Below are 12291 nucleotides of genomic sequence, written 5' to 3'. Positions count from 1 at the left end.
GCTGGCTATTTCTTTATTGCTTAATTGAAAATCAGTTCGCAGGGCAACCTTTCACGTCTACGCCATTGCTCATATAGATTAGGTCGCCATCCGCGGGGGCGTAATTTGCAGCGGTTACATTCGGATTCTTGACAAAAAACTCTCGCAGTACGGAGGCGTCTGTCATTTGAGTCGATTCAACATCAATTACAGGATAATCATCACCACCAGCCGCGCTGAAACTGATCACAGAGAAGGTGTAAGTATCTGCCAAGTCAAAACCTTTGCCATTGATATCTCGAATGGTTACATCACCCAAGTCACAGTCAACGGTTAAACTAATGTTGTCGAGTTGAGCGTAAGCGCCAGAACCCGCAGTCATCGTCGCAACCACATCTAAATACGCTTTCACCTCAGCCCCTGTCATCGTTGCTTTGGTCACGAAGTTTCCGAAAGGTTGCACCGTCAACACATCGCGATACGTCACCTCTCCCTTTGCAATTGAATCACGTACACCACCGGAATTCATTACACCAAAGTCAGCATTCACCAATTCATAAGTGCGATATGCTTCTCCTAACAAGTGACCAAGATTAGTTTGTTCTGAACGAACAACATCACGATCACCTTCCAGTTTTGCATCTGTCTTTGAGATGATGACATCGAGGAGATCTTGCCCTTGTTGTTGATATGGGTAGAGAGTAGCTTTTACAGCAGCATCAGGCTTTATTTCAGATTGAATAAACTGATAATCACCGTTTTCATCCTTCTCTTTTAGGTTCACAGGAACCAGGTCGTACTTCGCTAAATGCAGTTTGCCGTCATAAAACTCAAAGTCAGCTCTGCCTACATACTTACCCCACTCGTGAGCTTGCATGATGTAGGTACCATTTTGCTGATCAGGTTTACAGTCATCCCCTGGGTTGAAGTCGGCGTATTCATTGCCTTCCATACAAACGGGGTTTTGAGAGTGTCCACCAATAATTGCATCTAGCTGACCTTCTTCTAGAGAGCGAGCAAGCAATACATCGCCAGGCGCTTCACTACCATGCTGACCATCTGCGTAATGCCCCATATGCGTGGTAGCAAAAATCAGGTCAACCGTTTCATTGGCCTCAATTTCTTTTATGGCTTTTTTGATTTCGACTTGTGGATCGGCAAAGTGGATCATCGCGACATTATCAGGGTTAACAAGTTTTGCTGTGTCTTTGGTCGTTAAGCCAATAACTGCAATTTTTAACCCATTAATGGTGAATACTTTATATGGAGAGAAAAGGCGTTCATCAGTAACTGTGTCTCCATCTTTTATATAAATATTCGCCGCTAGCATAGGGAAGTCAGCCAACTCAGCCTGCATGTCTAGTACATCTAAGCTGTTGTCGAATTCATGGTTGCCTAATGCCATCGCATCGTAACCAAGAAGGTTCATACCAACAAAATCAGGGACGGCATCCTGCATATCAGACTCAGGCACACCGGTATTAATATCACCGCCAGACAATAGGATCGTCTCACCACCATTTTGAGTAACTTCTTCACGAATACTATCAATCAAAGTCTTACGAGCCGCCATCCCATACTCACCCTTACTATTCTCCCAAAAACGACCATGGTTATCGTTAGTATGCAAAACCGTAAATTTGGTACAAGAATCCGCGGTATCACATGTCACCGTGATATCGTCACTATCCGAGCCACAACCAACCATCGCAATGCCGATAGAGAGCACCAGTAAAGACTTAGTAAAATTCATAGAAGATCCTTTATTCATCGTTTTAATGTCGTTATTGCAGGCAATATACTGATATTTTTTTAAGTTTTAGTGATTTTCATCTTAGTTAGTTGGTTGAAAGTTTGAGTATTTACTCAGATTGTAAGCACAAACGATAAATCAACAGAACTCGATTAATTTTCATAATAAACATATATTTATGAAGGAAGTGTGACTAATCCTATTGATACTGATAACAAAGAGATCACTTAACATAAGTATCAGATATGGAATAGAGGTTGTTACGTGCAACTAAAGTGAGTGCGACTCGTTAAGCTATTAGGTTAGTATCCGGATAATAAAAACTATCGCTAAAAAGACAAGCAGTATCATTTTACAGACTTTATCCCAATGCGGCCTTTCATAACGAGGGCGCTCTCTTTATGATGAACGCAATTAAATTAACTTTGCTAACGGCAGCGCTTGTTATTCGAGCCGCTGTTTTGGAATAGCAAAATCAAGACTCAACACATGGAGATTCAACATGGCTTACTTTTCACTAGCCTTCGGTACGGCAACCAAAAATCGCGACAATAAAATCATTGAAGCGTTCTTCCCTAACCCACTTCTAAACCCAAGCGATGCTCTTGTAGCAGCTGTTGGTGAGGTTGCAGGTTACACTGAAGGCAACCAAGCTATCGAAATCTCTGCTGCACAAAGCGCAGAACTAGCGAAAGCATTCGCAGCAAACGACGATGCAGCAAACGCATCTTTTGCAGAAAAAGCAGCAGCATCTGAGCAACCACTTGTTCTTGTTGTTCTTGCGGCTGACGAGAAGCCAGCATCAGTTGCTGAAGGCTTCCTTAAGCTACAACTTATCTCTAACCGCCTAGTACAACCACACGGTACGGTACTGGACGGCATCTTCGGTCTACTGCACAACATCGCATGGACTAACGAAGGCCCTATCGATCTTCCAGAGCTTGCTGAGCGCCAAATCGAAGCTCGCCTTGCTGGTCGCGCTCTGTCTGTAGATTGCGTAGACAAGTTCCCTAAAATGGTGGATTACGTGGTACCAACAGGTATTCGTATTGCTGACACTTCTCGTGTTCGTCTTGGCGCACATGTGGGTGAAGGTACAACGGTTATGCACGAAGGTTTCATCAACTTCAATGCGGGTACAACTGGCGTAAGCATGGTTGAAGGTCGTATCTCTGCAGGTGTTGTTGTGGGTAACGGTTCAGACATCGGCGGTGGCGCTTCTATCATGGGTACGCTATCTGGTGGCGGTACTATGGTTATCTCTATCGGCGAAAACTGCCTACTAGGCGCAAACGCGGGTCTTGGCTTCCCAATGGGTGACCGTTGTACGGTTGAGTCTGGTCTTTACGTAACTGCGGGTACTAAGGTTCGTATGCTAGATAAAGAAGGCAACGAAGTAGAAATCATTAAAGCTCGCGACCTAGCTGGTGTTTCTGATCTTCTGTTCCGTCGTAACTCGATCACCGGTCAAATCGAATGTCTAGCGAACAAGTCTGCTGTTGAACTGAACAGCGAGCTACACAGCAACAACTAATCTAAATGCTAGATGCATTTTGTTATAAATCAGAAAGCCGCTGGGGTTAAATCCAGCGGCTTTTCTTTTATCAAAATGTCCGCTAAAAGCTCAGTAAACAATAAAAAAGCGCAGATCTTTCGATCTGCGCTTTTCATTTTTGCATAACTTAGCCTAGATTAATGCGGCTAGTAAGAAAGTGATTAACCCACATTCTTACGTGCGTTTTGGAACATACGCATCCAAGCGCCATTCTCGCCCCAACCTTCCGGAGACCAAGAGTTTGCAACCGTACGGAATACACGCTCTGGGTGCGGCATCATAATAGTCACACGGCCATCTGTCGTCGTTAAACCAGTGATAGCGTTTGGCGAACCGTTCGGATTGTTCGGGTATTGCTGCGTTTGGTTACCGTTGTTATCAACGTAACGTAGTGCAACCGTACCTGAGTTTTCAATCGCGTTTAGGTGGTCGTTGTCACGCACTTCTACGCGGCCTTCACCGTGAGAAACTGCGATTGGCATACGAGAACCTTCCATGCCGTTGAAGAATACAGAATCTGACTTCTGAACTTCAACTAGGCTGAAACGTGCTTCGAAACGCTCTGATTCGTTGCGAACGAAACGTGGCCAGTACTCAGCACCTGGGATAAGTTCACGTAGATTAGACAACATCTGACAACCGTTACACACACCTAGAGAGAAGGTATCTTCACGCTTGAAGAAGTTTTCAAATTGGTCACGCGTAGAGTCGTTAAACAGAACTGACTTAGCCCAGCCTTCGCCAGCGCCTAGTACGTCACCGTAAGAGAAGCCACCACATGCCACAAGGCCGTTGTACTCTTCTAGTACCGCTTGACCTGTTAGGATGTCGCTCATGTGAATATCAGTTGCTTCGAAGCCTGCACGGTCGAATGCTGCTGCCATTTCAACGTGAGAGTTAACACCCTGCTCACGTAGAATCGCCATTTTAGGCTTAGCACCTTTGTTTATCATAGAACCAGCGATAAATGGTGCTGCAATGTCTTCGTTTACGTCAAAGCTCAGTTTCACGTTCAGACCTGGGTCTGAATTGTCTTTCTTCGCTTCGTGCTCTTGGTCTGCACAGATTGGGTTATCACGTAGGCCTTGCATCTTATGCGTGGTTTCAGCCCAGATAGTACGTAATTCAGTACGGTTACGTTGGATTACAACGTCTGCGCCTGACTTAATCACTACTTCGTCTGATGCTTCAACAGAACCAATTACGTGTGAACACGCTTCTAGGCCATTAGCTGCAAGAGTAGAAAGAACTGCGTCTAGGTCATCGTTGCGAACTTGGATGACAGCACCTAGCTCTTCGTTGAATAGTGCCGCAAGCGTATCTTCGCCTAACGCCGCAATATCAGCGTTAACACCACAGTGACCTGCGAACGCCATTTCAGCTAGCGTTACGAATAGACCACCGTCACCTTTATCGTGGTAAGCGACAACTTGATCGTTCGCTACAAGAGCTTGAATGCCTTCGTAGAAACCTTTTAGTTGTGCTGCGTTGTCTACGTCTGCTGGTTTATCACCAAGCTGCTTGTATACCTGTGCAAGTGCTGTCGCACCCATACGGTTCTTGCCGTTACCTAGGTCGATAAGAACTAGGCTTGTATTACCTTTGTCAGTGCGCAATTGAGGAGTGATTGTCTTACGAACATCTTCAACACGTGCGAACGCAGTGATAACAAGAGATAGCGGAGACGTTACTTCTTTCTGCTCGCCGTTCTCTTCCCACTTAGTCTTCATCGACATTGAGTCTTTACCCACTGGGATAGTTAGACCCAATGCTGGACATAGTTCTTCACCAACCGCTTTAACCGCTTCGTAAAGACCTGCATCTTCACCTGGGTGACCTGCTGGAGACATCCAGTTAGCCGATAGTTTAATGTGTTTGATATCGCCGATGTTGGTCGCTGCGATGTTAGTAATTGCTTCACCAACCGCTAGACGAGCCGATGCACCGAAGTCTAGAAGTGCCACTGGTGTACGCTCACCAAGAGACATTGCCTCACCGTGGTAAGAGTCGTAACTTGCTGCTGTTACAGCACAGTTAGCAACAGGAACCTGCCATGGGCCAACCATTTGGTCACGAGCAACAAGGCCAGTTACCGAGCGGTCACCGATAGTGATAAGGAATGTTTTCTCAGCGACTGTTGGCAAGCGAAGAACACGGTCAACCGCTTCGTTCATCTCGATACCAGAGCGGTCAATCGCAGGGTTGTTCGCTTTTAGCGTCTTAGCGTCACGGTGCATCTTAGGTGTTTTACCTAATAAGATGTCCATTGGCATGTCGATTGGCGTGTTGTCGAAGTGTGAATCTTCAAGTTTAAGCTCACGCTCTTCCGTTGCTTTACCAACGACTGCGTAAGGTGCACGCTCACGCTTACAAATCGCGTCGAATGTTGCCATGTCTTTATCAGCAACCGCCATTACGTAACGCTCTTGAGATTCGTTACACCAGATCTCAAGTGGGCTCATGCCCGGCTCATCGTTTGGTACGTCACGTAGGTTGAAGATACCGCCACGCTCGCCATCATCTACTAGCTCAGGAAGTGCGTTCGAGATACCGCCTGCGCCCACATCATGGATAAATGCGATTGGGTTCGCATCACCAAGCTGCCAACAACGGTCGATCACTTCCTGACAACGACGTTCCATTTCTGGGTTTTCACGTTGTACAGAAGCGAAGTCTAAGTCTTCAGAAGAAGAACCCGAATCCATTGAAGATGCTGCACCGCCACCAAGGCCAATGTTCATTGCAGGACCGCCAAGAACGATTAGGCTGGCTCCTACTGGGATCTCTTTCTTCTGAACATGATCATCACGAATGTTACCTAAACCACCAGCCAGCATGATTGGCTTGTGGTAACCACGTACTTCTTCACCTGCGTGAGAGTTAACTTTCTCTTCGTAAGTACGGAAGTAACCAAGTAGGTTTGGACGACCAAATTCGTTGTTGAATGCCGCGCCACCAAGAGGTCCTTCAAGCATGATATCCAATGCAGTAACGATACGGCTTGGCTTACCAAAATCAGTTTCCCAAGGTTGAACGAAGTTCGGGATCTTAAGGTTAGATACAGAGAACGCAACCAGACCCGCTTTTGGCTTACCACCAATACCAGTAGCGCCTTCATCACGGATTTCACCGCCTGAACCTGTTGATGCGCCCGGCCATGGAGAGATTGCCGTTGGGTGGTTGTGTGTTTCAACTTTCATCAAGATGTGTGTTTTCTCTTGGTGATAGTTGTACTGACGAGTTTCTGGATCTGGGAAGAAACGGCCGACTTCAGAACCTGTCATTACCGCTGCGTTATCTTTATAAGCAGACAGAACGTGTTCTGGTGTCGTTTCAAAGGTGTTCTTAATCATCTTGAACAATGATTTTTCTTGCTTAACGCCATCGATAGTCCAATCAGCATTAAAGATCTTGTGACGACAGTGCTCTGAGTTCGCTTGTGCAAACATCATTAGCTCGATGTCAGTTGGGTTACGACCTAGCTTTTCAGTGAAGCTTTCAAGAAGGTAATCAATCTCGTCTTCTGCAAGTGCAAGACCTAGGGTAACGTTTGCTTCTTCAAGCGCTTTACGTCCACCTGCTAATAGCTCAACTTCCATATATGGAGCAGGCTCAGCAACCGTGAACAGTGCCGCTGCAGATTCGAAGTCAGTGAAAACCACTTCCATCATACGATCGTGCAGAATTGCTTTCAGCTCAACAAGTTGAAGTTCAGAAAGTTCAGCAGAGGTTTCAATGTAGAAAGCTGTACCGCGCTCTAGACGTGACACTTTAGCCAGTCCGCAGTTGTGTGCGATATCTGTTGATTTTGAAGACCAAGGCGAGATAGTGCCCGGGCGTGGCGTTGCAAGCAGCAGTAAACCTTCAGGTTCATGCTCTTCAATCGTTGGACCGTAAGTCAGTAGCTTTTCTAGCTTCTCAACTTCAGACTCATCTAGGTCTGCCGTTAAATCAGCAAAGTGGGCAAACTCAGCGTAAATACCTGTTACAGGTAAGCTTAATTCACGACAAAGCTCTAAAAGCTTGTTAATACGAAACTCAGATAGAGCTGGGGAGCCACGCAAAATTCTCATGTGCTTAGGTCTCTTATGCAGTTGATTAAGGTAGTATTGGAATAAATTCAGTGGGTTACAGGTACAACCTAACTGTTTTCTTCGAAGCTATTCCTGAGAGTATTTCCCGAAGGTTGCCAAACCTATGCCGATCCCACCTCTTCAATGCGAGCGCATTATAAAGCATTTCTTTTTGTGACGTAACACCAAAAGCAACCGTTTGCGTTATTTTTTTTATCTTTCTGTGTAAATGGTACTTTTGCTGCATTTATCACCACTTTTACATCAGTTTAATTAAAGCTGCTTTGCCAGCCTTGCGTGGTTTGGTATAAAGGGGCTTCCACTTTTCGAGATTTCATTTTGATGCCTAAATTTACGCTCACCTTTTCGTCTAAATTCCTTCTGCTCGCTATTGCCCTGTTTGGACTGACAGGGTGCCAGATTGAATCTGAACCTAAAAGTGTCCTTGAGCAGATACGAGATCGCGGCGTTCTTCGTGTCGGAACCCTCAATAACCAACTCTCTTATTACATTGGTCCGGATGGCCCTGCTGGCTTAGATTACGAGTTAGCTCGTGAGTTTGCACAAGAGCTTGGTGTAAGGCTTGAGGTTAAACCCGCTTACCGCTTATCCGGCCTATTCCCTGCTTTAAAGAAAGGTGAAATCGATCTCATCGCAACCGGATTAACACAAAACAATAACCTGACACGTGCGTATCGCGCTGCACCTGCTTATTACTATGTAAGCCAGCAAGTCGTTTACAAGAAAGGTCAATGGAGGCCAAGAAACCTCGAACAACTGATTTCGTTTGAAAACGAACGTCAGGCTGAATTTGTAAACGCACAAACTCAATTGGAAGAAACACCCTCCAGTGACACATTAACTCCAGCTTTGGTGGTAGTGAAAGACTCACACTTCGAACCAACACTCAAGCAACTGCAGAACATACACGATGACTTTATCTACGACGCGGTCGACAATGCAGACATCAATGACCTGCTAAAAGAAGTATCGACAGGCGAACGTTTATTTACGGTGGCAGACTCTATCGAGCTATCACTGGCACAACGTTTGTACCCAGACGTCGCATTAGCTTTTGAGCTAACAGAAGACCAACCAATCTCTTGGTATTTACAGAGATCTGAAGATGAAAGTCTTTATGCTTTACTGATCGAGTTCTTCGGCCACCTAAAGCAATCTGGTGAATTGGCTTCACTGGAAGAGAAATACATCGGCCACATTGGTACCTTTGACTACGTTGATACTCGTGCCTTTATCCGCGCGTTAGATAGCAAACTACCAAAATGGTCACCACTGTTTCAGAAATACTCGAAAGAATTTGATTGGCGCTTAATTGCTGCTTTGGCATACCAAGAGTCACATTGGAACCCTGTCGCACGCTCACCGACGGGTGTTCGCGGTATGATGATGCTGACACTGCCTACAGCGAAAAGTGTTGGTGTGACTAACCGTCTCGACCCTAAGCAATCGGTACAGGGCGGAGTCGAATACCTGCGTCGTATCGTAAACCGGGTCCCAGACTCCATTGACCAACACGAGAAAATCTGGTTTGCCCTTGCATCCTATAATGTAGGTTACGGGCATATGATGGATGCACGTCGCTTAACCAAAGCGCAAGGTGGCGATCCTGATGCTTGGGGGGATGTAAAAGATAGGTTACCTCTATTACGACAGAAGAAATACTATAGACATACTCGTTACGGGTACGCCCGCGGTGATGAAGCAAAAAATTACGTTGAAAACATTCGCCGTTATTACCAAAGTATTATCGGCCATGTAAATAAGCGGCATAAAGAACAAGAAGCGAGTCTTGAAGGTTTGGTCGTGATCCCGCCTTTAGAGATCTCAGGCTCTGAATCAGCCATCAATGCTGCTCAGTCGGTAATTAATAGTTCTGCTTCCCCATAGTAAAATCTAAAAGAGCAATGCCATTTAGCCTTGCTCTTTTTTATTACCCTATTTTATGGCTTCGCGCTAACGGAGTAGGATAGGCAAAGTGAGGCTTAGAGGCAGCGTGTCATATTGCAGTAACAATCGAACTTTATAACGGCACACCATAATCAATATTACGGATTGTCTCATCAAGACGTCGAATGTTGAGTAGAATGTCTCTCGAAGCAAATTCGAACATGGTAGAACGAATAACACTATAATTAAACATTGCTCCAAACTACAAGTCAGACGACAAATAGGAAATCGTTAAAATGATAAAGAACAAACTGAAACCGAAGCGCCTTGATAAGACCGTTGCTGCAAACCGTCGTAAGCGTATGCTTTCAAATAATAAGAAAAAGATCATTTGGCGCAACCGTGCTTTCATGCAAATGATTGCCGAGTAAGTTTACTTTGGCACTTTCGCATAGAAAGTGCCTATTTTTAACGTCTCATAAGCGCGGAATGATCTATTCAGACTGTTAACTTTTATCTGCCTTTTCGCCCAGCTCTTCATCTAATCGCTGTCGTTTTCTTTGCTCTTTGATCTCTTTTCGACGACGCTTGAAAAATGCCTGCAATTGCTCACGACACTCTGATTCTAGCAAGCCGTGTTCAACATCGGCATAGTGGTAAGACGCTTGGCTTTTAAATAGGTTTAACACTGTACCCGCCGCACCAGCTTTCAAGTCAGGTGCACCAAACACAATGCGTTTTACACGACTATGTAACAGGGCTCCGGCGCACATAGGACATGGCTCTAGCGTGACGTATAAAGTGGTATCAAGTAAGCGATAGTTTTCCAAAGCTTGCCCCGCTTTACGCAAGGTTTCAATTTCTGCGTGTGCCGTGGCATCGTGGCTACCAATCGAGCGGTTCCATCCTTCAGAGATAATCTCATCATCTTTTACCAAAACGGCACCCACGGGAACCTCTCCCTCACTCTCAGCTTGCTTAGCCACCTCAATGGCACGTCGCATAAAAATTTCATCTTGAGGGCTGAATTGATAGTCTGACAAAGGGAACTCCAGAAAAACAAAGAAATAGGAACAAAAAAGGTATGCAATAAAGCATACCTAATCTTAGCGAAAGTGGACAATATCGTGAAATAAAGTGACTAACGAGGTTCTAATTGAAGTGACTAAAAATAGAGTTCGGTTATCTGAGAATACCGTGCTATTTAAGTTAGCTCTTAGTCTTATACTCAGTATAAGGAATACTAAACACGGAATAAAAATAGCCATTAGCTCATTAAAGCTGCCCTAATAAATATAGAACATAGGAAAATAATCAGTAAAAGCTCGCTTGTTCGGTGCGAGCTTAACATTTATTAGTGCTGCTTAATATGACTTAGTGGAGCCTTACATTGTGTAAGTGTAAGGTGCTTGGATACCTAGTGGGATACCAAGCGCCCAGTAAGCTAGCAAGAAGATAGACCAACCAATTGCCATCGCGATAGAGTATGGCATCATCATGGAGGCTAGTGAACCAATGCCTGACCCCTTCACATAACGCTGCATGTAAACAACAACTAATGGGAAGAACACCATCATCGGAGAAATGATATTGGAAACTGAGTCACCAACACGGTACGCCGCTTGCGTCAGCTCTGGAGAGATGCCGACAGCCATTAGCATTGGAACCATAATAGGACCAATCAGCGCCCACTTAGCAGAAGCCGAACCGACTAATAAATTAACAAATGCGGTTAGTAAAATCATACCAATAATCGTCACTTGTCCTGGTAGGTTCATCGCTTGCAATAACTGAGCACCAGATAGCGCCAGTAATGTACCCAAGTTAGATTGAGAGAAAGCGACTAGGAACTGAGCAATGAAGAAAGCCATCACCATAAAGCTGCCCATGCTTGCCATAGTTGCAGACATCGATTTAATGATGTCGTCGCTAGCTTTAAAAGTACCAACAATACGACCGTAAACCACTCCTGGAATAATAAACAGGATAAAGATAAGCGGTACAATAGACTTCATAATTGGCGCATTAAAAGAAGTGATTTCCCCCGCAGGAGAACGCAAAGGCGAGGTCTCAGGTACTAAAGCAGCAATCAAAGCAACAATACCAACGACCATTGCCCAACCCGCACGCGAGAAAGCCTTACTTTCAATTTCGGTAAATGACCCCATATCCGGTGCATCTTCTGCATCTTCATCGATAGCAGTTTTAGCAAGACGTGGTGAAATAATCTTATCCGTTATATACCAACCAATACTTACAATTAATAGGGAAGATAAACCTGTAAAAAAGATATTAGAAAGAGGGTTTACTATGTAATCTGGATCAAGAATTTGCGCAGCTTCTTGTGTAAAGCCCGCCAAAAGAGGATCGATACCTGATGGCAAGAAGTTTGCCGCAAAGCCACCTGATACACCAGCAAACGCTGCTGCAATACCCGCTAGAGGGTGGCGACCCGCGGCGTGGAAAATAATACCACCAAGAGGGATAACCAGTACGTAACCAGCATCGGCAGCTGTGTGAGACACAATAGCTACCAAGATCAGCATCGGCGTTAATAGCTTAGCAGGAGTCACGTTCAGCATCTTTTTCAGACCAGTATTAATAAAGCCTGAAGCTTCAGCAACACCAACACCTAACATAGCAACCAGCACGATTCCAAGAGGTGCAAACCCGGTAAAGTTAGTCACCATATTAGCTAAAAAGCTCGCAAAGGACTCACCTGTTAATAAGTTCGAAACGACAATGGCTTCACCAGATACAGGGTGAATCAAATCGAAAGTAAAACGTGAGAATACAGCAGATAACACCCAGACTAAAATAAGTCCCCAAAAAAAGAGTAGGGCAGGATCTGGGATTTTGTTACCGGCACGTTCAATGAAGTTTAGAAAGCGGTCCATCCCACTGATCTTATCAGTCGGCGGTGCTTTTTTTACGGCTTGGTTACTCATGGTAACTCCATATGTGATGTTGTTTGTTTAGGGCTTATATAAATTTTAATCAAGGCCTATTGGCACAGCACATAT

At 44.9% G+C, this 12291-nt stretch carries 6 protein-coding genes and 1 pseudogene; 3 read left to right on the top strand and 4 right to left on the bottom strand.

Features of this window, described 5'->3' with window-relative positions; all coding sequences use genetic code 11:
• Positions 1-31 precede the first annotated feature (31 nt).
• A complete protein-coding gene (ushA, locus tag WR49_RS14975; RefSeq protein WP_046224542.1) occupies positions 32-1732 on the bottom strand; it encodes a bifunctional UDP-sugar hydrolase/5'-nucleotidase UshA in 1701 nt (566 codons plus the stop codon).
• A 502-nt stretch (positions 1733-2234) separates the two neighbouring features.
• Here ushA and dapD point away from each other — a divergent pair.
• Entirely contained in the window at positions 2235-3266 is a 1032-nt protein-coding gene (gene dapD, locus WR49_RS14970; protein ID WP_017056746.1) for a 2,3,4,5-tetrahydropyridine-2,6-dicarboxylate N-succinyltransferase, read from the top strand.
• 182 nt (positions 3267-3448) lie between these two features.
• On the opposite strand, the gene purL is transcribed toward dapD, so the two are convergent.
• A complete protein-coding gene (gene purL / locus WR49_RS14965) occupies positions 3449-7360 on the bottom strand; it encodes a phosphoribosylformylglycinamidine synthase (protein ID WP_046224541.1) in 3912 nt (1303 codons plus the stop codon).
• A 342-nt stretch (positions 7361-7702) separates the two neighbouring features.
• Between purL and mltF the strand changes: the two genes are divergently transcribed.
• The gene (gene mltF / locus WR49_RS14955) at positions 7703-9268 is read left to right on the top strand and encodes a membrane-bound lytic murein transglycosylase MltF (RefSeq protein WP_017056743.1); all 1566 of its coding nucleotides are present in this window, start codon (positions 7703-7705) and stop codon (positions 9266-9268) included.
• A 296-nt stretch (positions 9269-9564) separates the two neighbouring features.
• A complete protein-coding gene (locus tag WR49_RS21720) occupies positions 9565-9699 on the top strand; it encodes a hypothetical protein (RefSeq protein WP_017056742.1) in 135 nt (44 codons plus the stop codon).
• 75 nt (positions 9700-9774) lie between these two features.
• Here WR49_RS21720 and tadA read toward each other — a convergent pair.
• Positions 9775-10366, bottom strand: a pseudogene (gene tadA / locus WR49_RS14950) (tRNA adenosine(34) deaminase TadA).
• 287 nt (positions 10367-10653) lie between these two features.
• Positions 10654-12216, bottom strand: coding sequence for an AbgT family transporter (locus WR49_RS14945; protein WP_046224540.1), 1563 nt, complete (start codon positions 12214-12216; stop codon positions 10654-10656).
• Between the last annotated feature and the right edge of the window lie 75 nt (positions 12217-12291).

Source organism: Vibrio sp. ECSMB14106, assembly GCF_000972265.1.
Classification (GTDB): Bacteria; Pseudomonadota; Gammaproteobacteria; order Enterobacterales; family Vibrionaceae; genus Vibrio; species Vibrio kanaloae.
The sequence above is the reverse complement of the archived record's forward strand: the minus strand, read 5'-3'. Positions and strand labels throughout refer to the sequence as shown.

Excerpts from the sequence above, each read along its gene's own strand:
- ushA (WP_046224542.1), bottom strand. The coding sequence starts at position 1,732 with ATGAATTTTACTAAGTCTTTACTGGTGCTCTCTATCGGCATTGCGATG.
- dapD (WP_017056746.1), top strand. The coding sequence starts at position 2,235 with ATGGCTTACTTTTCACTAGCCTTCGGTACGGCAACCAAAAATCGCGAC.
- purL (WP_046224541.1), bottom strand. The coding sequence starts at position 7,360 with ATGAGAATTTTGCGTGGCTCCCCAGCTCTATCTGAGTTTCGTATTAAC.
- mltF (WP_017056743.1), top strand. The coding sequence starts at position 7,703 with ATGCCTAAATTTACGCTCACCTTTTCGTCTAAATTCCTTCTGCTCGCT.
- WR49_RS21720 (WP_017056742.1), top strand. The coding sequence starts at position 9,565 with ATGATAAAGAACAAACTGAAACCGAAGCGCCTTGATAAGACCGTTGCT.
- WR49_RS14945 (WP_046224540.1), bottom strand. The coding sequence starts at position 12,216 with ATGAGTAACCAAGCCGTAAAAAAAGCACCGCCGACTGATAAGATCAGT.